This window comes from Odoribacter sp. AF15-53 (assembly GCF_003479425.1).
Lineage (GTDB): Bacteria > Bacteroidota > Bacteroidia > Bacteroidales > Marinifilaceae > Butyricimonas.
Window position 1 is genome coordinate 1 of sequence record NZ_QUHC01000014.1, and the last position, 26847, is coordinate 26847.

The 26847-nt window shown below is 41.5% G+C and carries 22 protein-coding genes and 1 tRNA gene; 11 read left to right on the forward strand and 12 right to left on the reverse strand.

Annotated features, from left to right (window positions below; all coding sequences use genetic code 11):
* From DWW52_RS18465 to DWW52_RS18495, 7 genes are all read left to right on the forward strand, one after another.
* Positions 1-670 (forward strand): RNA polymerase sigma-70 factor (locus DWW52_RS18465; protein ID WP_233556982.1); only part of this gene is annotated, 670 nt, incomplete at its 5' end.
* Between the two features lie 80 nt (positions 671-750).
* A complete protein-coding gene (locus DWW52_RS18470) occupies positions 751-1926 on the forward strand; it encodes a FecR family protein (protein WP_118717152.1) in 1176 nt (391 codons plus the stop codon).
* Positions 1927-2021: 95 nt separating this feature from the next.
* The gene (locus DWW52_RS18475) at positions 2022-5324 is read left to right on the forward strand and encodes a SusC/RagA family TonB-linked outer membrane protein (RefSeq protein ID WP_158582665.1); all 3303 of its coding nucleotides are present in this window, start codon (positions 2022-2024) and stop codon (positions 5322-5324) included.
* A gap of 12 nt (positions 5325-5336) precedes the next feature.
* On the forward strand, positions 5337-6797 hold the full coding sequence (locus DWW52_RS18480; protein ID WP_118717156.1) for a RagB/SusD family nutrient uptake outer membrane protein: 1461 nt from the start codon (positions 5337-5339) through the stop codon (positions 6795-6797).
* An 11-nt stretch (positions 6798-6808) separates the two neighbouring features.
* Positions 6809-7555, forward strand: coding sequence for a DUF4843 domain-containing protein (locus DWW52_RS18485; protein ID WP_158582666.1), 747 nt, complete (start codon positions 6809-6811; stop codon positions 7553-7555).
* A gap of 33 nt (positions 7556-7588) precedes the next feature.
* Positions 7589-9085: a hypothetical protein gene (locus DWW52_RS18490; RefSeq protein ID WP_148315407.1), complete on the forward strand. Its 1497-nt coding sequence runs from the start codon at positions 7589-7591 to the stop codon at positions 9083-9085.
* Positions 9082-9588, forward strand: coding sequence for a TlpA disulfide reductase family protein (locus tag DWW52_RS18495; protein ID WP_118717162.1), 507 nt, complete (start codon positions 9082-9084; stop codon positions 9586-9588). The genes DWW52_RS18490 and DWW52_RS18495 overlap by 4 nt, the downstream gene beginning before the upstream one ends.
* Positions 9589-9626: 38 nt before the next feature.
* Here the strand turns inward: DWW52_RS18495 and DWW52_RS18500 are convergent.
* A tRNA-Arg gene (locus DWW52_RS18500) sits at positions 9627-9699 on the reverse strand.
* A gap of 247 nt (positions 9700-9946) precedes the next feature.
* Between DWW52_RS18500 and DWW52_RS18505 the strand changes: the two genes are divergently transcribed.
* Entirely contained in the window at positions 9947-10465 is a 519-nt protein-coding gene (locus DWW52_RS18505) for a hypothetical protein (protein WP_118717164.1), read from the forward strand.
* 1 nt (position 10466) lies between these two features.
* A complete protein-coding gene (gene dapA, locus DWW52_RS18510) occupies positions 10467-11342 on the forward strand; it encodes a 4-hydroxy-tetrahydrodipicolinate synthase (protein WP_118717166.1) in 876 nt (291 codons plus the stop codon).
* 6 nt (positions 11343-11348) lie between these two features.
* Here dapA and DWW52_RS18515 read toward each other — a convergent pair whose 3' ends face one another.
* The 7 genes from DWW52_RS18515 to folE form a co-directional block, all read right to left on the reverse strand.
* Positions 11349-12848, reverse strand: a complete 1500-nt coding sequence (locus DWW52_RS18515; protein ID WP_118717168.1) for a GldG family protein — start codon at positions 12846-12848, stop codon at positions 11349-11351.
* A 15-nt stretch (positions 12849-12863) separates the two neighbouring features.
* Complete coding sequence (locus DWW52_RS18520; protein WP_118717170.1) at positions 12864-13586, reverse strand: ABC transporter permease subunit; 723 nt, start codon at positions 13584-13586, stop codon at positions 12864-12866.
* Positions 13587-13589: 3 nt separating this feature from the next.
* A complete protein-coding gene (locus tag DWW52_RS18525; protein WP_118717172.1) occupies positions 13590-14516 on the reverse strand; it encodes an ATP-binding cassette domain-containing protein in 927 nt (308 codons plus the stop codon).
* A gap of 121 nt (positions 14517-14637) precedes the next feature.
* A complete protein-coding gene (locus DWW52_RS18530) occupies positions 14638-15678 on the reverse strand; it encodes a LacI family DNA-binding transcriptional regulator (protein ID WP_118717174.1) in 1041 nt (346 codons plus the stop codon).
* An 18-nt stretch (positions 15679-15696) separates the two neighbouring features.
* Positions 15697-17757: an HD family phosphohydrolase gene (locus DWW52_RS18535; RefSeq protein WP_233556983.1), complete on the reverse strand. Its 2061-nt coding sequence runs from the start codon at positions 17755-17757 to the stop codon at positions 15697-15699.
* A gap of 185 nt (positions 17758-17942) precedes the next feature.
* Positions 17943-18818, reverse strand: a complete 876-nt coding sequence (gene fabD / locus DWW52_RS18540) for an ACP S-malonyltransferase (protein WP_118717242.1) — start codon at positions 18816-18818, stop codon at positions 17943-17945.
* A gap of 18 nt (positions 18819-18836) precedes the next feature.
* Positions 18837-19463 carry a GTP cyclohydrolase I FolE gene (folE, locus tag DWW52_RS18545; protein WP_118717176.1) on the reverse strand — a complete coding sequence of 209 codons (627 nt, stop codon included), beginning with the start codon at positions 19461-19463 and terminating at the stop codon, positions 18837-18839.
* Between the two features lie 196 nt (positions 19464-19659).
* Between folE and DWW52_RS18550 the strand changes: the two genes are divergently transcribed.
* Both DWW52_RS18550 and floA read left to right on the forward strand, forming a co-directional pair.
* The gene (locus DWW52_RS18550; RefSeq protein ID WP_118717244.1) at positions 19660-20127 is read left to right on the forward strand and encodes a hypothetical protein; all 468 of its coding nucleotides are present in this window, start codon (positions 19660-19662) and stop codon (positions 20125-20127) included.
* Positions 20128-20130: 3 nt separating this feature from the next.
* Complete coding sequence (gene floA, locus DWW52_RS18555) at positions 20131-21117, forward strand: flotillin-like protein FloA (RefSeq protein WP_118717178.1); 987 nt, start codon at positions 20131-20133, stop codon at positions 21115-21117.
* Positions 21118-21539: 422 nt separating this feature from the next.
* Here the strand turns inward: floA and lysA are convergent, their stop codons facing one another.
* The 4 genes from lysA to DWW52_RS18575 form a co-directional block, all read right to left on the reverse strand.
* Complete coding sequence (lysA, locus tag DWW52_RS18560; protein ID WP_118717246.1) at positions 21540-22694, reverse strand: diaminopimelate decarboxylase; 1155 nt, start codon at positions 22692-22694, stop codon at positions 21540-21542.
* Positions 22695-22810: 116 nt separating this feature from the next.
* Positions 22811-24124 carry an aspartate kinase gene (locus DWW52_RS18565; RefSeq protein WP_118717248.1) on the reverse strand — a complete coding sequence of 438 codons (1314 nt, stop codon included), beginning with the start codon at positions 24122-24124 and terminating at the stop codon, positions 22811-22813.
* Between the two features lie 316 nt (positions 24125-24440).
* Positions 24441-25292 carry a 50S ribosomal protein L11 methyltransferase gene (gene prmA, locus DWW52_RS18570; RefSeq protein WP_118717180.1) on the reverse strand — a complete coding sequence of 284 codons (852 nt, stop codon included), beginning with the start codon at positions 25290-25292 and terminating at the stop codon, positions 24441-24443.
* A 50-nt stretch (positions 25293-25342) separates the two neighbouring features.
* Positions 25343-26704, reverse strand: coding sequence for a TrpB-like pyridoxal phosphate-dependent enzyme (locus tag DWW52_RS18575; protein ID WP_118717182.1), 1362 nt, complete (start codon positions 26702-26704; stop codon positions 25343-25345).
* Positions 26705-26847 lie beyond the last annotated feature (143 nt).

Here is a 26847-nt window from a genome sequence, read left to right on the forward strand (position 1 = left end):
TTTCAACTTTCAATTTTCAATTGTTTTGTTTTATATTTGTGCAATGGCAGATAACGTGTGTGAAATAGAAGTTGATAAAAGAATATTTACGGCAGTTGTACAAGGAGACCAGGATGCTTTTGGTGATTTGTTCCAGAAGTATTATCAGGTATTGTGTAATTACGCCTTGACTTATTTGGATGATGTGAGTGAGGTTGAGGATGCCGTGCAGGATGTATTCGTATACGTATGGAATAATCGAGATGCGATTGTTGTAGATACTTCTGTGAGGTCTTATTTGTTTACTTCTGTAAAACATAGGGCTTTGAATATTTTGAAACATAGAGCGGTGGAACGTAGTCATGGCCGTTTGTTGGTTGAATTTTTAGAAGATTTGTCCCAAGAAGAATATTCGGAGGAGGAAGCTGTTCAGTTGGAAAAAATTCGTCAGGCTCTCAAAATTTTACCGTTACAATGTCGTACCGTATTTATGATGAGCAGTTTAGATGGAAAGAAATATAAGGAAATAGCGGAGGAACTTCATATATCTATTAATACAGTCAAATCGCATGTATTAAAGGCTTATCGTACTATTCGAGAGTATGTAGGGGTTACTACATCTCCTTCTTTTTTATTTTTTGTGGCCTATAAAGTCTATTCTCTGGAGAGTAATCAAGATGCTAGAGAATAAATTTTATAAAAAAAATTATTTTTGACTCACCCTTTTTTGATTTCCGGTTGCCTTTAGAGAAAATTTAAAGTAATACGGAGATGAAGTTTCGATTTTCAGAGGATATATGGGAGAAGATTTCTTTATTATGGGATAAGGAAAGACGACAGGAAACAGAAGAGCCTGATTATTCCGACGAGCAGGTGAAAGAGTTGATGAAAACGTTGTTTCTGGTTAGGAGAGCTTGTAAACCGGGAAAAAAACAAACGTATGATATGAGACAGGCCTGGTCGAATGTTGTATCCAGAACAAAGCAACGAAATACCCGGAAGTTGGTAACTTGGGTGTTCAAATATGCGGCGGTGTTGACTGTGGTAATATGTTGTGCTGTGTTGTGGATGAATCAAGGGGGTAAGAATGATTATTCTGTAATAGCCGAGACAGATTCTATTGCGTCGGGAACCCGGAAAGCAGAATTAATATTGGCTAACGGGAAGAGTGTGATTCTGGATTCGGACATGAATGTACATGAAGTGGAAATTTCCGGAATGAAGTTCGTGAATGATGATAAAAATGGAGAATTAAGATATGACGGATCCTTTGTTGCGGAGGATTCGAGTAAAATGTCTTATAATACTTTGTATATTCCCAAAGGTGGTGAGTACTCGTTGCAATTGCCTGATGGTTCCAGGGTGTGGTTGAATTCGGAGACATCAATACGTTTCCCGGTTTGTTTTATGAAAGACAGGAGGGACGTTTACCTGAGTGGAGAGGCTTATTTTGAAGTGGCGAAGGATGTTTTAGCCCCATTTCATGTACACGTGGAAGGAGGAGAGGTTACCGTGTTGGGGACGAGTTTTAACGTTTCAGCTTACAAGGAAGATATTACTTGGCAAACTACTTTAGTTAGTGGACGAGTGCAAGTGGTGGCTGATGACAGTAAGGTTGTTATGAAGCCGGCAGAGCTGTATTCGGTGGACCGGCAAACGGGAAAAGGCGTGTTGAGGGAGGTTGATACAGAATTGTATACTTCGTGGGTAGATGGAAAATTCTATTTTAGTGCTTATACTTTCGAGGAGATTGTCAGGAAATTGGAGCGTTGGTATGATTTCACGATGAATTATCAGGACGAGGAGATCAAACAGATGCGTTTTTCCGGAACAATTAATAAACATCGGCCTTTGAACGAGGTTTTACAATTCTTGGAGAAAACGACAGATATTCATTTTGAAATTTCTGGAAAGAATATAACTGTGAGTAAAATAAAAAAGGGATAAGAGGTTGCGACTCCTATCCCGATTGATTGATAACGTCTTTAACTATTCATGGGTATGGCAGTTAAAGACAATTACAAACTTCAATGATCAAATGTATGAAAAAAAATGATTACAAGAAATTTTTTTGCCCGTTGGGTAAAATAAAAAAATGGTTGTTTCTTATGAAATTGATTACTTTTTTTCTTTTTCTGGGCCTGTTCCAGGTTAGTGCCGTGACTTTCGGACAACGGGAAACGGTAATGTTTTCACGTGATGCAATGACTTTGGAAGAGGTCTTTGCAACGATTAGAAAACAATTACAGTATGATATTTTTTATAGTAACGAGGAATTGGATACGCAGCAGAAGATTCATTTGTCTTCTAAAAAAATGGATGTTGAAGGAGTGTTAAAAGAGATTCTTAAAGGGAAGTATTCCTATGAATTTATCGAGAAGACTATTGTGATTCGTCCTTTAAAAAAGATAGGAGTAGAACAAGAGCAGGAGAATGTAATTAAAGGGAAAGTTGTGGATATTCATGGGAAACCGCTTCCTGGTGTGACGATTCGAGTGGATAGTACGAGTTTTGGCTGTTCTTCTAATGTGGATGGTGAGTTTGAATTAATCTTGAAATTGGATAAAGGTCATTTGGTTTTTAGTTTTATCGGGTTTAAAACCAAACGGGTGGCTTTTACACGAGGAAAATTTCTTTCGGTGACATTGGAAGAGGAAGTGACGGAGATGGATGAAGTAATTGTGAATGGAATGTTTACCCAAAATAGAAATAGTTATACCGGATCGGTGACAACGATGAAAGGGGAAGATATATTGGCCGTGTCCAATACAAATTTATTGAAGGCAATTTCTGTGCTTTCTCCCGGTTTGCGACTTGTAGAAAATAATGAAATGGGATCGAATCCGAATTATATTCCGGAAATTATTATTCGAGGTACGACCTCTATTGCTAGTCAGGGAGAATACGGGTTGAATACTCCATTAATTATTCTGGATGGTGTGGAAATTTCTATTACGCAGTTGTACGATTTGGACATTTATGAGATTGAGCGGGTGGATGTTTTGAAAGATGCTTCAGCTACTTCAATATATGGAGAAAAGGCAGCTAATGGGGTTATTGTTATAGAGCGGAAAAAAGTTACGGATAAAAACATTCGGGTTCGTTATAATTTTGTTCCCGGTTTTGAGTTTCCAGATGTTGATTCTTATGATTATTGTAATGCGATTCAAAAGTTGGAATTGGAGCGTTTGGCAGGTTTATATAACACGGCTGATGGTAGTCTGGATGAAAGTTATAATGAAAAATTTAAGCGTATAAAAAAAGGAGCTGATACGGATTGGATGGCAAAGCCTTTGAGAAACTCGACTTCTTTTAGCCATTCGTTGAGTATGACAGGACGAGGTGCGGGAATGGATTATGGGGTAACGGCTAATTTTTCAGATAAACGAGGAGTAATGAAAGGGGATTACCGGAATAATTATGGTTTGTCTTTTTATTTTTCTTACCGATTGGTGGATCGCCTTACGATTACCTATCGTGCTGATATTAACAAGACTGATACGAAAGCTTCGCCTTATGGCAGTTTTTCAGAATTTGTGAAAATTAATCCTTATGATACTCCATTTAATGCTTATGGAGAGTGGAATAAGATTCTTTCTTATGATTTCAGGAATCCGTTATATGATGCCACGACAAGTAGTTTTGATAAATCGGAGAGTAAGACGATCACGAATAATCTGACATTACGTTGGGATATCTGGAAAGGTTTTTATTTGACAGGAGCTTTCAGTTACTCGTTATCAGATTCGCAATCAGATAAATTCGTGTCACCCGATCATAGTTCCTTCGAGACGGAAACAGATCCGGGTAAACGGGGAAGTTATTATATCTCCAACATGAGAGGGAAAAGCTGGCAGGCACGTGTTGGGTTAACATACAGTAAAAATTTGAGTGATAACGGTTCTATATTGACATTGAATGTGGGTGCTAATGCTAATAGGAGTAATAGTAGTAATAATAGTTTTTCCGGGATTGGTTTTTTGAAAGGAAATTTGACAGATATGGCTTTTGCCAATAGTTACCCGACCAATGGGCATCCGAGTGGGAGTGAATCCTTGAGTTCTTCTGTTGGTGTATATGGTAATTTAAATATAATTTTCCTGAATCGTTATTTTGTAGATGGAGCTTACCGTGTTTCCGGTTCTTCGAAATTTGGAAAAGATCGAAGATTTGCTCCTTTTTGGTCTGTTGGGATAGGGTGGAATGCACACAATGAATCGTTTTTGTCTGACTTGGGGTGGTTTAATATTTTTAGGATTCGAGGTAGTGTGGGATATACCGGTAGTGTGAATTTTTCCGATTACCAGGCGATCACGACTTATCGGTATAAACAGGATAATAATTATCTAATTAGTATGGGAGCTTTACCGATTGCCATGGGGAATGATCGTTTGAAATGGCAGACAACGGTAAAATATAATGTAGGGGCAACATTGGAAATGTGGGAGGGACGGTTAAGTGCTAATTTTGATATTTACAAAGAGGACACGAAGGATTTGTTGCTTTCGATTTCAACGCCTCCTTCTATGGGAGTGACAAACGTGATGGATAATTTGGGTGAGACAGGAAACTGGGGATATGAGTGGTCATTATCGGGTTTATTGATAAAATCTAATCAATTATATTGGCGTATGGGACTTTCCGGGCATCATACAGAGAATAAATTGAAAAAAATCAGTAATTCTATGAAACGTCAGAATGACAGTGCAATGCAGGAGACTGGGGTTGCCGCGCCTAAAGTGCAGTTGGAGGAGGGTGAATCATCAACGGCAATTTATGCCGTGCCTTCATTGGGAATAGATCCCGCGACAGGGCAGGAGATTTTTATTAAAAAGGATGGTTCATACACGTTCTCCTATGACGTAAAGGATAAAGTGGCTTTGGGAAATACTGTTCCTTCTCTGGAGGGAGCTTTAACCACGTCATTAGGATATAAGGGATTTAGTATTTCGGCGGCAATGACGTTTACCTTCGGTGGAGATATTTATAATACAACCCGGGCTAGTAAAGTGGAGCGGATTAATCCTCAGGAAAATGTGGATGTACGTGCTTTTACCGAGAGATGGAAAAATCCGGGTGATGTTGTTCATTATACCGCACTTACGGATGCAAAGAGTTACGTTCATTCTGAACGATTTATAGAACGGAAAAATGAGGTCTTTCTTTCTTCGTTGAATTTCTCGTATGAATTTAAACGGGAATGGGTGAAGAAAATTGGGTTGAATAAATTAAGTATCGGGGTTGGATTTTCGGATGTGCTAAGAATATCAACCGTGAAGTATGAGCGAGGTACGGCTTATCCTTATAGTAAAGGGTACAATTTTACGATTAGTCCAACTTTTTAATCATCATTTATCATGAGAAAATATTGTATATTATTTTTATTCCTGTGCTTTTTGGCGGCTTGTGATGACTTTTTGAGTGTCAAGCCAAAGGCTGAGATCGTGGAACACGTGTATTTTGATACTCCGGAAGGATTTGAAGATGCATTGTACGGGGCGTATTCGACCTTAAGTGCTTCTGCACTGTATGGTGAATATTTAAGTTGGGGGTTATTGGATGTTTTTGCCCAGTATTATAAGAAAAGTTCGATCAATGATAATGTGAAGTCGATGTTGATCTTAGAGCATGAGAAGTTGAGGAGTTATTATAATTCAATATGGAATAAGGGATACGAGTCTATCGGTTATGTGAATAATGTATTGCGTAATTTGGAACGAAAGAGTGAAAATTCGATGCACTATTATAAACTTTATAAAGGGGAAGCGTTAGGTTTGCGGGCTAATTTGCACTTTGATCTATTGCGTCTGTTTGCTCCTCATGTGGGGTCAAAGCCCAATGCACAAGGGATTCCTTACGTGACGATTTACGAGGTTGCGGTGTCTCCTTTCAGAACCGTATCAGAAGTTTATGATTTGGTAATAAAGGATTTAAAGGAGGCAGAATTATTATTGCAAGAGGATGAGACATTGCTTGTTTACCCCAGAAAATTTGTGCTAAATGACGGCTTCGCCACCTGTCGGGAGATTCATTTTAATTTGTATGCCGCACAGGCTCTTTTGGCAAGAGTTTATTGGATGAAAGGTGATTTGGAAAATGCTTTAATATATGCCAGAAAGGTGATTGATTCAGGTAAATTTCCATTGGAGGATAAATTGAATATACGGAGTTTTGTGGCCGGGACGATAACGGAAAAGGAGGCTATTTGGGGTGTTTATACAACTCAGATATTGGATAATATAAAAAAGAATTTTTACACGTATGATATGACATTCACTTGGTTACCGGCTGATGATAATACGGCTCTTTATTCTGTGGCCCAAGAGGATGGGAATGATATGCGTGGGAATGATTGGTTTCGTATTTTGATCGGGGAAGATGAGTCGGACAGGATTGTGCGGTGTATGAAAATTGTGAATGAGACGAAAATAAGTGATCCGGGCGCATATACTTCCAAAAGGATTGAAGGGATTAATATGATTCGGATTCCTGAAATGTATTTAATTGCAGCAGAGGCATTATTGGAGAGTGATCCGGACGAGGCTCAAAAATATTTTGATACTTTTATCGTGTCTCGGGGATTATTTAAATACAAGGATCGACCGGGATCTCCCCAAGTGACACTTGAAGATATCGTAAAAGAACGTCGTAAAGAGTTTGTACAGGAAGGTCAGTATTTTTACACGTTGAAGCGGGATAATATGAATATTTACGTGGATGCATTGAAAACGACTTTACAAGGGACGGATGAGTTGTACACGTTTATTATTCCTGATGAAGAATTTGAGTATAGGTATACGGAAGCCGATGAACAATAAAAATGAAAGCGATGAAAGTATTAGCACAGAATTATATAAAGTTTGTGATTGTGTTGATGTGCATGACGGGATTATATTCATGTAGCACAGACTATATGGCTTATGATGTAGAGTTAAAGGATGGTATTTATTTTACATCAGATTCTTTGAATTATCAATTTGGTATGCAAAAGGGAGAAGATTTTGTTTATGATATAACGGTGAGAGTATTGGGAACTCCTAAGGACCATGACCGAGTATTTGAGGTAGAGTTGGTTGCTGATGAGACAACGGCAAAAGAAGGATTACATTACGAGTTATCCAAAAGTTTTGTAATCCCGGCAGAGGGGGTTGTCGGTAAAATTTCTTTTGTATTGCATCGTTATCTTGATCCGGAAATAACACAGCGACCTTTTGTGATTAAAATGAGGTTGGTTGAGAATGATGATTTTCGATTAGTAATGGAGAGTGAATGTAAGCTTGAGTTTTCTGATACGGAATTGCCGCGTCCGAGATGGTGGAGTGAAAGACATTTTGGTCCATATTCCCAGATGTTGATGATGGATGTTTATAATTATTACTGGGATTTAGAAACGACTCACCCTTTGTTGTTTGAACGGATTGTGGAGGAATACGGGCGTAATTTGGAAAAGGCATATAGTTTTCCCTATCAACAGGAAATAGCGTTTATTAAATACGTGATTACGCCGGCTTATGAATATTATCAAGCCTATCCGCATCCGAAAGTTGATATTCCTGATCCGTCAACTTTGCTTTAATTGCAGTTGGTAAAACAATTAATATGAATGATTATGATGAAAAATATATGGTTTATTAGTTTGTGTGCGGTCATCTTATTTCATGCATGTATTGATGACGATTCTACATTACCGGTTAAGTCAATATCGGAGATTTCTATTCACGCTCCCTCAGACACGATTAATCTTGATTTTGGTTTTGAATTGGTTTACGAGCCAGAGATTGAGCAGACGATGGAAGATATGGAGTTGAGTTACGAATGGAGCTATCACGGTTACACGAAAACTTCAATAGGCGGGATAGTCAAAGATTCATTGAAGTTCTTGTCTAATGAGCGGATATTGAGACATTCATTTAAAAAGTTGGGAGAATACCAGTTACGACTGAAAGTAACGAATGAGCATGGTAGTACATTTAAATATTTTGCATTGTTTGTTAAAGCGGCTTTTGATCAGGGAATTTTTGTGTTGAGTTCCGATGAAAATAAAAAAGGACGTGTGTCTTTTATGCGTCCTTTAAGTCGGGAAGAGGTTGAAGCTGGTAAGGAAGAATCTTTTTATACTTCTGCATTTGTTTCTGTTAATCCGGAGTATGCATTAAATGATCCGACTGATGCAGAGAAAATAGGACCGGATATATTTATTGCTTCGAGGGGAGACAAGTTAGTTTACCGGATGAATGCACAGACTTTTGAGTTATATAACGTGACGGATTTTAAGACGGATTTCCCGTGGGTGAAGCCGATCGGTATTTGCAGTAAGGACCGTTCGATTACGAATTATGTCGTGTTGTCGGAGGATGGGGGATTTGCAACAGTGAATTATAAATCGGATATTGCTTTTTACGAAGGAGAGTTCTTTGAAGGGAATCCTAAGATGGATAAAATGTACGTGAAAATAACAGGAGCCCCAATTCCTCCGTCAACGAGTGTGTCAAAAATGAGAAGTTATCACTTTTTCTTGAATTACGAGAGATCGACACTTTATTATTTTTATGATTTGTATTCATATTATGCGAGTCAGCAAGAGTTTCCCGAAGAAGAATTGATTAATGTCGTGATGGATAAGGATATGATGTCATGTTTGGTAAGTCGCTCTAAAAGTAATCCGAAGGAGATTATTATTACCCGGGGATATGCAAGTAACAGGGGGCCGTTGGTGAGTTCCTGGCAGTATACTTATTTGGCAGATGAAATAACACTTACCCGAGAATCTTTGATGCAGAGTAATGATACTTATAATTCGATATTTTACACGAACGGGAATAAATTGTATCGTTGGTATAATTGGAATGCGGAACCGAAGTTACCCAAGACTCCCGTAGTTACGACGGGGAGTAATTGCGAAATTACTTGTTTTGATTTTTCTCAGAATGGGAAAGAATTATATGTAGGTGTTTATGACCCGGGGTTAAGTGGATTAAAAGGCTGCGTGTATGTTTATGATGCGGATGCACTTGATCCGGTTACCAATGAGTTGAAATTGTTGAAAAAGTATGAAGGGATTGCAGATCGGCCGATAAAAGTTTTTTGGAAAAATAATAGAAAATGAGAGCATACAAATATTTACTGGCGTTTTTTTCATTTATATTCTTGACGGTGAATGTACAGGCTATGATGAAGCGAGATTCGATCCAACGCGTGAAGGATATGAGTCTGTATGTATTCCGGGATACATTGGATAGAGAGTGGAAATTCGGAGATTTGAAAGGGAATTATATCTTTTTGGAAATATGGTCTATGAGTTGTGTCCCTTGTTTGCGGCAAATGCCTTATTTTGAAGAATTGTCCCGGGAATATAAGGATCGGCCAATACGTTTTATCTCTATTTGTGTTGAGAATAATGTCCTGTTATGGAAGAATTTTCTGAAACAGAAGAAGATGAACGGAATTCATTGGGTAACTCCTATTTTATCGCCTTTTTTGAGAGAAAATGGTTTTATGGCAGTACCTCGATTTGTTCTTTTGGATAAAAAAGGGCAAATTTTGTGGAGTAAAGCGAAACAACCTTCAGATCCGGAATTAAAGAAAGATTTGGATCAATTGTTTGACTAAAGAAAAATCCCCCGAAAGTATCTTTCGGGGGATTTTCGTGAACTCGGCGGGAGTCGAACCCACAACCTCTTGGGCCGTAACCAAGTGCTCTATCCATTAAGCTACGAGTCCTTCTTGATTTGCGTTGCAAAGATAGGGAATGTTCTCTTTTTCTGCAAGAGTTCGTGATATTTTTTCAAATACTTTTTTTTATGTTTGAAAAATAACAAAATGGAGCGTGTATAGTTTTTATTACTACATTTGTGAGTATGAACAGAAAATAAGTGTAAAAACGCTTATTTCCTGTTCTGTTATAGGTTGTGTCTTTGACACTTCAGCTTACGAGTTTATGAATATTCTAAAGTGTTGATTAATTTGTATGTTTAAATATATTGCCGAAGAATTGAAAAAAAGCCATATAAAGGGTATGGCGGTGAAGGATGAGCGGATTTTGGCGTTCCATAATTTAGAGACGGCAAAGAAATGTTTGTTATTCTGGGTTGCGGATGATGTTCCGGTGTCTTCCGTGAGCAAGATTCGTGAAGCGTTGTCTAAATATATGGAGGTAAGTCTGCTTGCTTTTATCCGGCGACCGAAATTGAATCCGGAGCGAATTCCAGAAGCACTTTATCTGGAAAGTTCGGGTATTTCTTACAAGGGGAAATTTAATGATCTGAAAGTGCAGGAGATGTTGGATAAAAAGGACGATTTATTTATAGACTTGTCGTTGAAGCCGGATGTTTTAGGTGATTATATCGTGAAGAATGCTAAATCTGCTTGTAAAATTGGTTTTAATCGGTACGGTGCGGAACATGATGTTGATTTTGAACCGATCCGGGATGTCGATGATTTTATCAGGTGTTTGTTGAAATTATTAACTAAGATAAATACGTATTGAAATGAAAAAGTTTTCGGGAGTAGGGGTTGCTCTGGTGACTCCGTTTGACGAAACGGGACGTATAGACGAGAATTCTCTACGAAATTTGGTGAATTACGTGATTGATGGGGGTGTCGATTACTTGGTGGCTTTGGGAACGACTTCCGAAGCCGCGACAATGACAGCAGAGGAGAGGGCTTTTGTCGTGAACGTGATTGCCGAAGAGAATGCCGGACGTTTACCGATCGTGTTAGGGGTTGGTGGAAATAATACGGCTCAAGTGATTGAAGATCTTGCCACCTTATCTTATTTGCGGCAGGGAGATGCGATATTGAGTGTAACCCCGTATTATAACAAGCCTTCCCAGCAAGGGTTGTATAATCATTTTAGGGCGATAGCGGAGCGTACGCCACTTCCCGTAATTTTGTATAACGTGCCGGGACGTACCTCCGTGAATATGACGGCAGCAATTACATTGAAGCTGGCCCGTGATTTTGAGAATATTATCGCTATTAAGGAGGCTTCCGGAAATTTCGAGCAGGCAACTGCTATCATTGCCGGGATGCCAGAGAATTTTATTTTCTTGTCAGGGGATGATGGAATCGCCTTGCCGTTGGTTTCAATTGGTAGTAGTGGTGTCATTTCCGTGATTGCTAACGTGATGCCGAATGAATTTTCGACCATGGTACATTTAGCCTTGGAAGGCGAGTACGGGGAAGCCAGACGAATTCATTTGCAGTTGGGAGAGATGTTTAAAGCATTGTTTGAAGAGGGAAATCCTGCCGGAGTAAAAGCTGCATTGCACGCTAAAGGAGTTATTGCCAGCCAGAAGTTAAGATCACCTTTGTGTGAAGTCAGTGAATCTTTGTATCAGAAAATAAAACGATTAGGTGAATAAATTCACCTAATCGATGCAACCTGGTTGAGAACGTCTCAACCTTTTCATCTTGTACTGCCGGTACTGATACAAACCAATCAATAGGACCAACAATATGGGCAAGAAGAAGTTCGAGTATTTTAAAAATCTTCGGTACGAGTCGCTCACAACCTCTAGGGTCTGATTGACAATATATTTATTTCTGAGTTTTATCAATCCGGAATCATCTGCGAGCCATTCGATAGAATTTACGGCAAAATTGGTATTGCTCAGGAAGAACGAATCAAATGATCTGTCTTCCATGAAATCGGCGTCCGTGATGACCACGATAGCGCTGTTATTATCCTCGTTACTAAGCAAGGCGGCTACCGTGTTGTTCGGGCGATTGAAATCGTGTTTAGGTGTCCACGTCTTGTTTATATTGAAGAATACGGGCACGTTTTGGATTCCCGAAACCGACGATGATTTAGCTAGTGGCGTGTACGTGTAAGCAGATGTCGTTTTCACGTTCGTGATACTGCTGGCAAATTGTAATGAAATTGCATTTAATCCTTTGGTAATCACGTGTGAACTAAAATTTCGAATAATCGGGATATACGGAAAAGGGATATCTGTTTGGAATTGAACGAATCCTTGATCTTGTGTTACCCGGATACGTCCGCAATCACTGTCCACGACAAAGTCGTAATTGATTTTCAACCCGAAATCCTCCAGCATGTCTTCTATTCCGACCCGGTTGATAAAACCGTTATTCTGGTTGAAGCTCATTTGTCCGACGGCATGGTTAAGTGCGATATAAAGTCTTCCGCCTTGTTCCAGGTATTGATTCAAACGGATGATTTCCTCTTGGCTGAATGGTTCTTTCGGTCCAACGAGGCAAATAACTTTATACTCGTTCAGATCGGTAAACTGGTCGATGTACAGCGATTCTATGTTGGCACTATGAGATAACTCGCCTGTAATTTGTTGCATCTTTTTGCGGGATATTTCATGATGTCCTAGTAGGAAACCGATGGTTGGTTTCGTGGTGTCACATGCTTCTTTTAACCGGCGGGTAACTTCGTATTCCAATGCCGTGTTGGGAAATATGTTGATCGCTTCCTTTTTATTATCAATTTGGATGACTGCCCCGAAGTACACGTTTTGGATTTTTACGATATTTCTTTCAGTAAATTCTTGTGCGATCGGGTTTATCCCGTATTGTATTGCAAGTGCTTCTTTCTCTTCATTGTTTGGAATGACTGTATTAATCGAGAATGACTTACTGCTGAGTGTTTTATATTCTTTCAACAGGTGTTTGAATTCTCGTCCTAATTTCACTTTATCAGGGGCAAGGCCCTCGGACATGAATAGGGTGACCGAAATGTCTTTGTCGATTTTTTTAATGATGGTTTTACTCACGGGACTTAATGAATATTTTTTGTTGCCCGTGAGGTCAATCCTGATAAAAAGAAAACAGGAGATAATATTTACCGCTATCAGTGATAAGATCAAGTAAGTCGGGTTATATGTGAATTTCTTTTTCATCACTCAGGTATTGTATTAAAACCGGTTTTTACTGATATAATGTCTTGTTAACGATAAGAATATAGTTGTCAAAGTAATGAAATATACCAAATCTTTCGTGTCAATAATTCCCCTGGAGATAGCATCAAAATGTTCACCCATGGATAGATATGTAAATAAAGCTGCCATAAAACCCGCACCCCAGAGTTCGGCGATGAATTCAAACAAGAATTGGAACCAGATCAGGAGGGCAAACGTAACGAAAAAGGCAACGATCGTGTTGGACGTAAGGGAAGAAGCGAACATCCCGATGCTGATATAACACCCGCTGACTAGAAGTAATCCCAGGTAACCGCAGAATCCGACAGCGTGGTCCACGTGTCCTAGTGACGCTATCGTGATGTAATAGGGGAATGTTAATGCCAGGCATATTGCAATTTGTATAAGAATTGCGAAGTATTTTCCCGCGATAAGTTGCCACGTTTTTATCGGTTTTGAGAATAGAAGTTCGAAGATACCATCTTTCCGTTCTTCCGAGATACTTTTCATCGTGAGGGCTGGGATCAGGAAGAAAAGGGTCCAGTAAAACACGCTAAACAAGTAACTTAAAGAGGCTTGCCCGCTATAAAATACATTTTTCCCGGAAAACCAGCAAGTAAATCCTGTTACGCAAAAAAAGGCTACATAAGCGATATATATCAATAATGAATTGAATGTAACCTTTAACTCCTTTTCTATAATAACTTTTACTACATCCATGAGTTAATTATTTTGTGTAACTTTACGAAATATGTCTTCTAGTCTGGTTTGAACGGGGGTTAACTCGCTGATATACCAGTCATGTTCCTTGCAAAGATTAAAAATGGATTTTTCAATCTCCACGCCTGGATTATATTGCAATTCGAAATCCTGTTTGTGCATGATTTCGATATGCAGGATATCGGGTAAGGTGCACAAGGCTTCGTAAATCACGGGCGTCTCGTCTCCTTTGATCGCGACTTTCAGGCAAAATTCGGCATCCGATTTCCGCCGGAGTTCTGATGTCGTGCCGTTGGCAACGATTCTTCCATTGCTCATGATCATTACCTGATCACAAGTCGTTTCAATTTCCGAGAGAATGTGAGAACTTAAAATAACCGTTTTTTCTTGCCCGATTTCCTTGATAATTTTGCGAATTCCGAAGATTTGGTTCGGGTCGAGTCCGGTCGTGGGTTCATCCAGAATCACGACTTCGGGATCGTGGATGAGTGCCTGGGCTATTCCAACACGTTGGCGATAACCTTTGGACAACTCGCCAATAGCTTTGTGTTTTTCGTTATCCAGTCCGCACAAACGAATCATGTCGAGTACCCGTGAAGTGACCTTGTATTTGGGAATATTTTGGAGTTTTGAAATAAAAAATAAGAAATCAATGACATTCATTTCATTGTACAAGGGATTGTGTTCTGGCAGGTAGCCGATAAATCTTTTGATTTTACTGGACTGTTTCCATAAAGAATAATCGTCGAATGTAATGTTTCCGAAATCAGGAGACAGAAGCCCTGCCATAATTTTCATCGTGGTTGTTTTACCCGCACCGTTCGGTCCCAAGAAGCCTAGAATCTCACCTCTTTTAGCTTTAAAAGAAATGGAATCCACGGCTTTTTGATTCTCGAAAGATTTCGTCAGATTTTCCACAATTACATCCATGGGCACTGTTATTAGTTTTTACAAAAATAGTTATTCAAACTATTGATTTTTGGCTTTAATAATCTTTAACCGAGTAATTAACAAGGTTTTAATCTATAATGTTAAGATTTTATCAATTATGTTAGCAATTCTCGTATTTATGATGTTTATCCGAGGATTCCCGGATGATCAATTCGCAATTAATGATTTCTTTTTTTATCTGGGCGTGCTTGCTGTTCGTGATTTGTTCAAACAGAAGTTCGGCGGCCGCTTTCCCGATTTTTTCAGGGAACTGGTTGATAGAACTAACCGTGGGATTCATGTAACGGGAACGCTTCGTGTTGGAGAAACCTACCACGGCAATTTCTTCGGGTATATTGAGTCCTTTTTCTTTAATGGCCTCGATTGCCCCGATCGCCAAGTCATCCGTGAGGCCGAATATGGCATCCGGTCTCTCACCGAGAGAAAGTAAACGAAGGGTTGCTTCTTTTCCCGCGTTTACCGTGAAATCGGTACAATGGTAAATAGAATTGGAATTTACCGGAAGGTGATTGGCTTCCATGGCTTTTTTATAACCTTCCATGCGATTGCCCCCGATCGCGATGTTTTCAGGCCCGCACAATAAGGTTATCTTCTTGCATCCTTCGGACACGAGATGCTGAACGGCTTGAAAAGCGGCGGTTACCCCGTCTGTTACAACTCTCGAAGCGTTGACTTCATTGGTGGTACGGTCAAACAATACTACCGGGATTCCTGAGTCCTGGATCATTTTAATGTGATCGTAATTTTTTGTCTCGTGTGATAACGCGAGAATAATGCCATCTGCCCGGTTTGCCATAAGTACATCAACGCTTTTCTGTTCTTTCTGGAAACTTTCATTAGATGAAATGACCAAAACGTTGTAACCGTAGTTGTCAGCGACTTCCTCAATCGTTTTCACAACCGTGGCGAAAAAAGTACTCACGATCTGTGGAACAATAACCCCGATCGAGTGGCTCTTGTGTGTTTTTAAGGCCACGGCTATGGGATTCGGTTTGTAGCCGAGTTGTTTCGCGAGGTCTTGTACGGTTTTGCGGGTTTGTGCACTAATCTCATGGTTGTCTTTCAACGCGCGGGAAACTGTTGACACGGATATATTTAGTTTCTCTGCAATGTCCTTGATTGTTACTGGTCGTTGTGTCATGTTTAGGTATATTGAAGTTTATGACTTGGTTTGTAATTTCGGGTACGCGATGCGGGCATGGTACACGTTTATCAACATTTCCGAGAACACGCGTTTCACCGTGGAAATATCTTTGAACGTTAAATCCGCGTTGGCGAATCTTCCTTCGTTGAGGAGTCCGTTAATCAAGTCGTTCACGAGTTTTGTCAAATTTTCCTCATCTTTGATTTCCAAGGCTCTGGAAGCGGCCTCTACCCCGTCAGCCATCATGACTACGGCGCATTCCTTTCTTACCGGATCGGGACCGGGATAGGTAAATAAAGCTTCATTAATTTCTTTATCCGGGTATTTATTTTTGAACGAGTAGTAAAAATATTTCACTTTACTCTTTCCGTGATGTGTGCGGATAAAATCTTTAAGAGCTTCTGGTAGTTTGTATTTATTGGCTAACTCTAATCCTTGGGTTACATGCCCGATGATGATTTGTGCGCTTTCATCGAAATCCAGTGAGCTATGCGGGTTTAACCCTCCTGTTTGATTTTCGATAAACATGATCGGGTTGTATGATTTGCCGATATCGTGGTATAATGCTCCCGTGCGCGCAAGAAGAGGACTTCCCCCGATATGGTAAATGGCTTCTTCGGCCAAGTTGGCCACCATAAGCGAATGTTGGAAAGTGCCCGGGGCTTTTTTAGTCAGGTTGCGTAATGCCGGGTGATTTGGGTTAGAATATTCCAGCAAGCTGATCTCCGACGTGTACCCGAAGAGACGTTCCACTAGGTAGAGGGCCGGGTAAATCAGGCTTAAAAGTACGGTGTTTATCATGAGGAGCAAGATGGCCAGAAGATGTTTGGGCTCGAAAGTCCCTTCTTGTATCAGCGTGAATGCCCCGTATACCAGTATGTAGGTCAAGAATACCAATCCGAGTGCGATGAAAAGCTGTGATCTGCGTTGCAAGTGTGACAGGCTGAACATGGCAACGATTCCGGCGGATATCTGCATGAAAAAATACATGTAATTGTTGGGGGCGTAATAGGATATCAACATGGTCGTGCCCAGTAAAAGATAGAGTGCCGGCCTTGTCCCGAATAGAATATTCACGATAATCGGGAAAAACAAGACGGGGATCGTCAGGATGTTGATATGCTGGAAGTAACTGATGCTACCCAGGGCAATTGTCAGTAAAAACATGCTGTACAAGAAAAAGAAGTCCTTGTTGTTGTAGAATAACCTTTTTCTTGAAACATAAAGAAATATGGAAAAACTCATAATTGCGATCAGGGTCAACACGGTTTGTGCAACCGTGATTCTGATCCGGTCAATGGTTGATCCCAGACTCTGTTCATGTTCGATACGAAAAGATTCGAGGACCTTGTATTTTTCAGGTGTTACCAGATCATTTTTAGATATGATGATATCTCCCCGGTTGACCATTCCTTGCGTTGGGGTGATACTTTTTATGTTGGTTTCGATAGCGAGCCCGGTTTTGACGGCATCATATTCCAGGTTTGGGTTGATATAATTGTTTAATCCCATGCTGAGAATCCCTTCTTCGGTGGCCTTGGGAAGCTGTAAATCCTTGATGTATTTTACCAGTGTCTCGTACGCCTGTTTTAAGGTAAACACGTTTGAAAATTTCTCGTCAATAGCGATATTATCTTTCACTACCAGGATATTTTTGACCTTGTTGACGTCGAGCTTTTCTGGCATCAAAAGGATCCCTTTGGAATAAATTTCTCGTAGTTTATTCACGATACGATCCATTTCCCGCTCGTTAGAATGAGTGCGATAGGGATTAAGTTTCTCTGAAAATTTACTTATCTGTCCTTCAATATTTGTTTCTTTGAAGTTAAAAATGGGAGCTTGTTCATCCCTGATTTTCTCGATGTCAGCGGTTATTTCTTCCGAACTTTTATGCAAGGGAAAATCCAGCGGGGCGATTAAGGTTTCGTATTTCCATGGCATGCCTTTCTGGTAGGAATATTTAAACCCTTCAATTTTAGGGAGTAATAATACGATAAGGCCGCAGATAATGATGATCGTACTGATTTTAAACACGTATTGAATCGTACGGTGCTTTTTATTTTTGTTGTTTGGCATATCCCGATTTTATCTTGAATTATCTTTGTTCAAAGATATAATAAAATTTTAAAGCCTCCTATTGGGAGGCTTTAAAATTGTTACAAGTTACAGGTTGAACCTTCGGTCCTGCAGGTTACAAGTTAATTAACACGAGAAAATAAGCTTGTAACCTGCAAATTTGTAACGTTTGTCAAAGGTAAATACTATTGCAATCCGGTGGTTTCAACTTCCGTGCTTACTTTTTTAATTAAGCCTTGAAGTACGCTTCCGGGACCGATTTCCAGGAAAGAAGAAGCACCGTCGGACAGCATGTTTTGTACGGTTTGAGTCCAACGTACGGAAGCTGTCAACTGATCAATAAGATTCTTTTTGATTTCTTCCGGATCAGATACCGGTTGAGCGTTCACGTTCTGGTAAACCGGGCAGGATGGTTTGGAAAAATGAGTGTTCATGATCGCATCAGCCAATTCCTTACGGGCGGGTTCCATGAGCGGGGAGTGGAATGCACCTCCAACTTTTAACGGGAGAGCACGTTTGGCTCCAGCAGCTTTTAGTTTTTCGCAAGCGGTAGCGATACCCTGCATTGTTCCGGAAATAACAATTTGTCCCGGGCAATTATAGTTTGCGGTAACAACAACGTCGTTGATGTCAGCTAGAATATTTTCAACCGTTTCATCGGGTAATCCTAGGATCGCTGCCATGGTTGAGGGATTTGCCTCACATGCTTTTTGCATGGCGAGAGCTCTGGCGTGAACTAAACGTAAGCCGTCCTCGAAAGAAAGCGTCCCGTTGGCAACCAATGCTGAAAATTCACCTAAAGAGTGTCCGGCAACCATGTCCGGCTTCTCGTTTAACGATTTGGCAAGAATTACCGAGTGAAGGAATATCGCCGGTTGGGTAACCTTTGTTTGTTTTAAATCTTCGTCAGTACCTTCGAACATCAGGTCTGTGATACGGAATCCCAGAATCTCATTTGCTTTTTCAAACAGTTCTTTTGCTTCGGGGGAATTCTCGTACAAATCCTTACCCATGCCTACGAATTGGGCTCCTTGGCCCGGGAAAACAAATGCTTTTTTCATACTCGTCATGTTTATTTCTTAATGAAATTTGTTACTAATTAGTCGGATAAACTCTTCACGAGTAGCGAGTTTTTCGAATGCCCCGCTAAAATCGGAAGTCGTTGTTACCGAATTTTGTTTTTGCACGCCCCGCATCATCATGCACATGTGCTGAGCTTCAATAACCACGGCTACACCGAGGGGATTGAGCGTATTTTGTATACAATTCTTTATGTCGTTTGTCAGTCTCTCCTGCACTTGGAGTCTCCTGGCGAAAGCCTCGACCACGCGGGCGATCTTGCTAAGCCCGGTGATGTATCCGTTCGGGATATAAGCCACGTGAGCCCGTCCGATAAACGGGAGCATGTGGTGCTCGCACAATGAATATATTTCAATATCCTTGACGATAACCATCTGGCGATAGTCTTCTTTGAACAGGGCGGAGCGTAGTATTTCTTCGGGGTTCTCCGAGTAACCGTTTGTCATAAACTGCATGGCTTTGGCAACGCGGTAAGGAGTTTTCAACAGTCCTTCTCTCTCCGGGTCTTCTCCCAGTAACTTGAGAATTTCTTTATAATGATAGCTTAATTTTTCAGTTCTTGCCTTGTTATAATATTCTATCTTGCGGTAGAATTCTTCATTATCATCCAATTCAGTGTATTTCATGCGTCCTCTCTTTTATATACTTAACTCATTGCCGACATGGGTAATGAAAAATTGGATACAAAGTAAAAGATAATAATTGAGAATTGAAAATCGAATGTTGAAAATTAGGATAAAGGTGATGGATTCTAAATTTTGTACTGTAATTATACTGTTTTAAATAAAAAAATGTACCTTTAGCAAATAAAAAATGTTGTATATGGAGTGGCTTGTTTTGATCATGCTGATATTAATAGGTTTTACACTGTTAATTCTTGAATTTCTTGTTTTCCCGGGAGTTAATGTTGCCGGAATCTTAGGTTTTGCTTGTGTGGGAGGTGCCATTTATATCGCTTACTCGACGATGGGGACCACCGTAGGGCATTTTACCTTGTTGGGTACGGCTGTCAGTGGTTTCGGGGTGACTTATTACGCGTTGCGATCGAAAACGTGGAAGCGTATGCAATTGAATAGCCAGATTGATAGTACGGTGGAAGGTGTTGACGAGTCCATTCGGGAAGGTGATATCGGGATGACGCAAGGGCGTTTGGCTCCGATGGGAAAAGTCCGGGTGGGAGATCATGTTGCGGAGGCGGAGTCTCGTTCGGGATTCATCGACGAGAACCGGGAAGTAATTGTATTGAAGGTGTTTAAAAATAAGATAATTGTTAAATTAAAAACAGAATAGAAGATGGATAGTAGTTTAGTTTTCTTGGTAGCGGTAATTGCAGGAGGTCTCTTCTTGCTATGGATAATCCTCTACTTTATTCCGATCGGCTTGTGGTTTCAGGCATTGGTGTCTGATGTGAAAGTATCGTTATTGCAATTAGTTTTAATGCGCTGGAGAAAAGTACCTCCTACTATCATCGTGCGTGCTATGATCGAGGGGAAGAAAGCGGGGTTGGAATTGTATCGTGATTTGTTGGAAGCACATTACTTGGCCGGAGGGCACGTTGCCCAAGTGGTGCATGCGTTGGTATCGGCTTCCAAGGCGAATATTGATCTGACGTTTCAAATTGCTACTGCCGTAGATTTGGCAGGACGTGATGTATTCGAGGCTGTTCAGATGAGCGTGAACCCTAAAGTGATTAACACGCCTCCCGTTGCTGCCGTGGCAAAGGATGGTATCCAGTTGATAGCAAAAGCTCGTGTTACAGTGCGAGCTAATATCCGTCAACTAGTGGGAGGCGCCGGGGAGGAAACAATTCTGGCTCGTGTAGGTGAAGGTATCGTGTCTTCTATTGGCTCGGCCGGTTCTCACAAGGAGGTTTTGGAGAATCCGGATTCTATTTCGAAGGTAGTGTTGAACAAGGGATTGGATTCCGGTACCGCTTTTGAGATTCTATCTATTGATATCGCGGATATTGACATCGGTAAGAACATCGGGGCCGAATTGCAAACCGACCAAGCCGAGGCTGATCTGAAGATTGCGCAGGCCAAGGCGGAAGAACGGCGTGCTATGGCAGTTGCAACCGAACATGAGATGAAAGCTCTTGCCCAAGAGATGCGTGCTAAAGTGATCGAGGCGGAAGCAGATGTTCCTCGTGCTATGGCAGAGGCTTTCCGGAACGGTAATTTGGGAATCATGGATTACTATAAAATGAAGAATATAGAAGCGGATACCAATATGCGCGAATCTATTGCCAAACCGGGAGATAAAAAGAATCCACAGAAATAATTTTAAAAAGTGTGAACAACTTGCGGTAGCATCAAAATCTTGTGGTAAAATGAAATCGTATTTGGGATGATTGCAGGTTGAATTCGTGGATTAAAGACGAGACAAAGACGAGACAAAGCCGAGTCACGAACGAGTTGACCTGGCTTTGTCTTTTTTTTATATTCGGGATGTTTATTCAAAAGTGCCTGAACACGGCCTTATCTTATCCTGATCACGGGTGGAAATCTAGCACGGCTACTCTTTATATATTTTTGTGGGAGTGGAAGTGAGTTTGTGATTTTTTTTATCTATCTGTTTATGAGATTATTGAAGGGGAGTCGTTGTTTGAACTACCCCTTCTGTCCCTCCTTACACGGGCGGGGAAACCGTTTGGTAATTAGCTCTCCCCCTGTGTAGGGGGGAGCCGGGGGGGTAGTTGTTTCTCATAAAACCGATTCCGAGAAATAGTTGCCCGGAAGATTGCGGAGATTGTATTGTGAAGCCATGACTTCCCCGTAAGCACCACAGGAGCGGATGGCTATCAGGTCTCCCCGGTTGGTTGCTGGTAACTCACGGTCTTTGCCGAAGCAATCGGATGATTCACAGATCGGTCCCACGATGTCATATTTTTCATGTGTACCCACGGAGGTTAGGTTCTCTATCCGGTGGAATGCCTGATAGAGAGCCGGGCGCAACAAGTCGTTCATGCCTGCGTCCAGGATCACGAATTTCTTGTGCTTTCCTTCCTTCACGTATAATACCCTGGAGATTAGGGAACCGCATTGGCCGACAAGTGATCGACCCAGTTCGAAATGTAATTGTTGCCCCGGCAGGACTTCGAATAAATCCTCGAAGATTTGGAAATAGGAGGCGAAGTCGGGTATTAATCCGCAAGTCGGACAGTCGTAATTAATCCCCAGCCCCCCGCCGAAGTTGATGTGAGGAAGAATAACACCGTGTTCTTTCAGGCGAGTTTGAATCTCGTTAACCCTCAGGCAGAGGCCGCGGAAAACGGTCAAATCGGTAATCTGGGAACCGATATGGAAATGTAGCCCGATCAGTTGGATGTGTTCCAGTTCTTTGCAGGCCGCGATAGCTCGATCGAGGTCATAGAGATAAAAACCGAATTTGTTTTCCTCGATGCCCGTGGTGATGTAATGATGCGTGTGTGCATCCACGTTCGGGTTGATACGCAGGGCGATAGCGGCCTTTTTGCCGAGTGATCCGGCGATCGTGTTGATCACTTCGATTTCTGGTAATGATTCACAGTTGAAGCAAAAAATCTCTTTTTCAAGAGCGATTCGAATCTCTTCGTCACTTTTTCCGACTCCGGCGTAAACAATTCGGTCTGCCGGAAAACCGCATGTCGAGGCACGGGCAACTTCATTGCCACTCACGCAATCGGCCCCGATCCCGTAACTCTGGATAATGTCGAGAATTTTTGGATTGGCGTTTGCCTTGATTGCGTAATGTAAATGAAATCCATGCTGTCCTGCGGCTTGGGAGGCTGCTTGGAGGGTTGCTCGTAAGAGAGTCGTATCGTAGTAATAGAAGGGGGTCTTTAAGGATTGAAATATTTTAATTGTATCTATGTTCATAGTCCGTTTGTAAAGTTTGTAAAGTTTATAATGTTTGTAAAGTTTGTAAGGTTTATAAGGTGTTCGTGTGTAAATCATACTTTATGAACTTTATAAACCTTATGAACCTTATAAACTCATTTCAGTAACTTCTCGCTAAGTGCTTCCAGGGCTTTTTGCTTGTCGGTTTGTTTCACGAGCAAGGAAATGCTATGTTCGCTGGCTCCATACGAGATCATGTGTAACGGTACATCTTGTAGGGCCGTGAGCGCTTGGGCCGCGAGTCCGTGATTATTGATAGAACAATCCCCGACAATACAAATAATGGAAAGAGATTCTTCAACTTCGATCGTGCCGTATTTGGTAAGATCTTTTTTGATGTCTTCCAGGTGACACGTGTTGTCGATCGTGAGGGATATGGCAACTTCGGAAGTAGCGATCATGTCGATCGGGGTTTTCCACGATTCAAAAATTTCGAATACTTTGCGCACGAAACCGTATGCCAGTAGCATGTTGCTGGATTTGACTTTTATCGCCGTGATCCCGTCTTTGGCGGCAACCGCTTTGAAGTTTTGAACCGGGCTTTCTTTGGTGATTAACGTTCCCTCGTCACTTGGGTTCATCGTGTTTTTCATGCGAACGGGAATATTGGCTTTTTTCGCGGGCTGAATGCTTGACGGGTGGAGAATTTTCGCACCGAAATAGGCGAGCTCGGCGGCCTCGTCAAAGGAAAGGCTGCGAATGGCTTTCGTGTTTTTCACGTAGCGCGGGTCGCTATTGTGCACGCCGTCGATGTCAGTCCATATCTGGATTTCATCCACATTGAGGGCTGCACCGATGAGAGCTGCGGAGTAGTCACTACCTCCTCTTTTCAGGTTGTCGATTTCACCGTACGCGTTCCGGCAGATAAATCCTTGTGTGATGATAATCCGCTCCGTGGCCGGGTTGGATAACAGGCGTTTCAGGTTTTGTTCGATATAAAAATAGTCGGGTTCACAATCTTTGTCAATGCGCATGAAATCCAGGGCAGAGAGTAACGTGGAACGGATTCCTTGTTCCTGCAAGTAATAGTACATCAGGGTTGTCGAGATGATTTCTCCTTGAGCGACAACGGCTTTCTCTTGTAACGGGTAGAAATCTTTGTTGATGAATGAACGGAGGTAAGTGAAGATCGTTTGCACGAATTCTTGTCCCCGGTGCTTGTATTCTTCGGTGCTATATAGATCGCTGATAGTCATCAGATAGTCCAGTTCAAGATTTTGAATGGCCGTCAAGGCTTCTTGCCGATCATTGTGATACAGGTAGTTCGTGATGTCGACCAACGTGTTTGTCGTGCCGGACATAGCCGAGAGGACCACGATTTTGGGTTGATCATCCGAGATTAATTTTGCTACTTCCTGTATTCGTGGTGCGTTACCCACGGAGGTTCCTCCAAATTTTAATACGTTCATAAGTTTATTGTTCTTAATCATTTAGTTTCTTTACATGAAAAAAGCCCGTGTATTCACACAGGCTTTTTCGACAGTTTTTTTATAACAGTACGCTAGCCTGCAAAGAGCCTTTGCATGCACATCATCTGTTTATAGTTATTTGTATATCTTGTTGTCATACTTCTTGTGTGTTTTTCATGATGCAAATATTGCACATTGAAATTTAAAAAACAAGAGGTTGTTAAATATTTAACAAATATATGGCTGCGCCACGTTACACGTTACAAGTTGATGGGTTACAAGTTCTTTTTTAACAACCTGTAACTTTCCACGAAAATTATTTTTGGTGGAAAATCACTGCCGTCCAGTTGTCTTTTACCTTATTTGATTGATAAGTGAGGCCTAGTTGTTCGGCTTTTTCCCGGATGATTGGGATGTCTTCCGTGTAGAAACCACTCATGATGAGATAGCCGTTTGTGTTGAGTACATTTACATAGCTATGCATATCATTTAATAATATGTTGCGGTTGATGTTTGCCAGGATGATATCGTAATGGTCTTGCCCGTTCAGGAGGGAGGCGTCCCCGATGAGTATACGGATGTTGTCAATGTGGTTCGTGGCGATGTTTTCCATGGCGTTGTTGTAGGCCCACTCGTCGATGTCGATCCCCGTGATTTCCTTTGCCCCAGCCTGGGCAGCCATGATAGACAGGATTCCGGTACCACAGCCCATATCCAGAATTTGCTTGCCGGAGAATTCGGGTTTCATGTCCAAGATGGTTTCCAGCATCAGGGCGGTTGTTGCGTGATGACCGGTACCGAAGCTCATTTTCGGGTCAATGATAATCTCGTGTTCGATGTTTTCAATCGTGGGGTGGAACCCGGCTCTCACTAGAATGCAGTCCCGTACGAGGATTGGGGTGAAGTTTTCTTCCCAGATTTTGTTCCAGTCCTGGTTTTCTATCTCTGCTTTTTCCCAGGTAATCGTGTACATGGATTGAAAAAACGAGAGAATTTCCATTTTTTCTATATGTTCTTCGTTGAAATTTTTACTTGGGATATAGGCTTTGAAACCGTCGTGCGTGTATGAAAAACTGTCGTAACCGAGATCGCCAAGTTCAGCGATGATCGCATCCGCGATGTCCTCCACGTAGGGAGTGATATGAAAGGTAAGTTCTGTATAAAACATGCTATCTGATTTTTTTGCAAATGTAGCAAAAAATCAGATAGCTATGCTCTTCACATAAGTTTCTCTAGTTTATCGAGAGAACGAGCGATCTCTTGGTCGGAAAGCTCGAAGTTTTGTAAATTTCCTCCGAGGTATTGCTCGTAAGCGTATAGGTCAATCATGCCGTGTCCGGATAAGTTAAACAGGATGGTTTTTGCTTTTCCTTCGATTTTGGCGATCCGTGCCTCCCGGATGGCTTGTGCGATAGCGTGTGTGGATTCCGGTGCGGGAATGATACCTTCGGTTTTGGCAAATAGGATCCCGGCCTCGAAAGTTTCCAGTTGAGGGATTGCGACAGCCTCCATGAGTTTGTCTTTTAATAGTTGACTGACGATCACTCCGGCCCCGTGGTAACGTAGTCCTCCGGCATGGATACTTGCAGGTTGAAAGTCATGTCCCAGCGTGTACATGGGCAACAATGGGGTCAGACCGACAGAATCCCCGAAATCGTATTGGAATTGACCGCGGGTCAGTTTCGGACAGGATTGTGGTTCCACGGCGATAACCCGGGTATGTTTGCCTTCTTTCAGGTTTCTACGGATAAACGGAAAACTGATCCCGGCAAAGTTCGAGCCCCCGCCAAAACAACCGATCACGATATCCGGTTCATCTCCCGCTTTTTCCATTTGAAGGAGTGCTTCTTCGCCGATGATTGTCTGGTGAAGTAACACGTGGTTCAGTACGCTTCCTAGGGAATAATTCGTTAAAGGATCTTGTGCTGCTAGTTCCACAGCCTCGGAAATGGCGATACCCAAGCTTCCCGCTGAATCCGGGAATTCTTTCAGGATTTTTCTTCCCGCTTCTGTCAGGTTGCTGGGAGAAGGGATCACGTCGGAACCCCAGGTGTTCATCATGAGTTTGCGATAGGGTTTCTGGTTGTAGCTTACTTTTACCATGAATACTTTGAGGTCTAACCCGAAATGTTGACAAGCGAAACTCAATGCTGTACCCCATTGTCCTCCTCCGGTTTCGGTTGTGATGCGTTTGATTCCTTGCTTGTAATTGTAGTAAGCTTGGGCAATGGCCGTGTTGGGTTTGTGAGAACCTGCCGGACTCGTCCCCTCGTTTTTGAAGTATATCTTTGCCGGGGTATCAAGCGCTTTTTCCAAGGCGTATGCCCGTACAAGCGGGGTGGATCTCCAGATTTTGTACAAATCCTGAACTTCATCGGGGATTTCAATATAGCGTTCGGTTGAAAACTCTTGTCGGGCAAGCTCTTCCGCGAATAACGGGTAGAGGTCTTCCGGTTTTAATGCCTGCTTGGTTCCCGGATGGAGAGGGGGGAGGGGTTTGTTGGTCATGTCGGCCACGATGTTATACCATTGAGTTGGCATTTCCTGCTCTGTGAGCATAAACTTTTTAATTTGTTTCATGATGTTTGATTTTGAAAAGTGAATAAAAAAATGAGAGCCTACTGTTCGTAAACAATAGGCTCTCTCTATATCGAATTATGCAATACAATTACATAACCTCATTGTTTACTATGAAGTTTGAAGAGGTGCCACCACCAACTAAG

Coding starts and splice junctions, on each gene's coding strand:
- DWW52_RS18470 (WP_118717152.1), top strand. CDS start 751: ATGAAGTTTCGATTTTCAGAGGATATATGGGAGAAGATTTCTTTATTA.
- DWW52_RS18475 (WP_158582665.1), top strand. CDS start 2,022: ATGAAAAAAAATGATTACAAGAAATTTTTTTGCCCGTTGGGTAAAATA.
- DWW52_RS18480 (WP_118717156.1), top strand. CDS start 5,337: ATGAGAAAATATTGTATATTATTTTTATTCCTGTGCTTTTTGGCGGCT.
- DWW52_RS18485 (WP_158582666.1), top strand. CDS start 6,809: ATGAAAGTATTAGCACAGAATTATATAAAGTTTGTGATTGTGTTGATG.
- DWW52_RS18490 (WP_148315407.1), top strand. CDS start 7,589: ATGATGAAAAATATATGGTTTATTAGTTTGTGTGCGGTCATCTTATTT.
- DWW52_RS18495 (WP_118717162.1), top strand. CDS start 9,082: ATGAGAGCATACAAATATTTACTGGCGTTTTTTTCATTTATATTCTTG.
- DWW52_RS18505 (WP_118717164.1), top strand. CDS start 9,947: ATGTTTAAATATATTGCCGAAGAATTGAAAAAAAGCCATATAAAGGGT.
- dapA (WP_118717166.1), top strand. CDS start 10,467: ATGAAAAAGTTTTCGGGAGTAGGGGTTGCTCTGGTGACTCCGTTTGAC.
- DWW52_RS18515 (WP_118717168.1), bottom strand. CDS start 12,848: ATGAAAAAGAAATTCACATATAACCCGACTTACTTGATCTTATCACTG.
- DWW52_RS18520 (WP_118717170.1), bottom strand. CDS start 13,586: ATGGATGTAGTAAAAGTTATTATAGAAAAGGAGTTAAAGGTTACATTC.
- DWW52_RS18525 (WP_118717172.1), bottom strand. CDS start 14,516: ATGGATGTAATTGTGGAAAATCTGACGAAATCTTTCGAGAATCAAAAA.
- DWW52_RS18530 (WP_118717174.1), bottom strand. CDS start 15,678: ATGACACAACGACCAGTAACAATCAAGGACATTGCAGAGAAACTAAAT.
- DWW52_RS18535 (WP_233556983.1), bottom strand. CDS start 17,757: ATGCCAAACAACAAAAATAAAAAGCACCGTACGATTCAATACGTGTTT.
- fabD (WP_118717242.1), bottom strand. CDS start 18,818: ATGAAAAAAGCATTTGTTTTCCCGGGCCAAGGAGCCCAATTCGTAGGC.
- folE (WP_118717176.1), bottom strand. CDS start 19,463: ATGAAATACACTGAATTGGATGATAATGAAGAATTCTACCGCAAGATA.
- DWW52_RS18550 (WP_118717244.1), top strand. CDS start 19,660: ATGGAGTGGCTTGTTTTGATCATGCTGATATTAATAGGTTTTACACTG.
- floA (WP_118717178.1), top strand. CDS start 20,131: ATGGATAGTAGTTTAGTTTTCTTGGTAGCGGTAATTGCAGGAGGTCTC.
- lysA (WP_118717246.1), bottom strand. CDS start 22,694: ATGAACATAGATACAATTAAAATATTTCAATCCTTAAAGACCCCCTTC.
- DWW52_RS18565 (WP_118717248.1), bottom strand. CDS start 24,124: ATGAACGTATTAAAATTTGGAGGAACCTCCGTGGGTAACGCACCACGA.
- prmA (WP_118717180.1), bottom strand. CDS start 25,292: ATGTTTTATACAGAACTTACCTTTCATATCACTCCCTACGTGGAGGAC.
- DWW52_RS18575 (WP_118717182.1), bottom strand. CDS start 26,704: ATGAAACAAATTAAAAAGTTTATGCTCACAGAGCAGGAAATGCCAACT.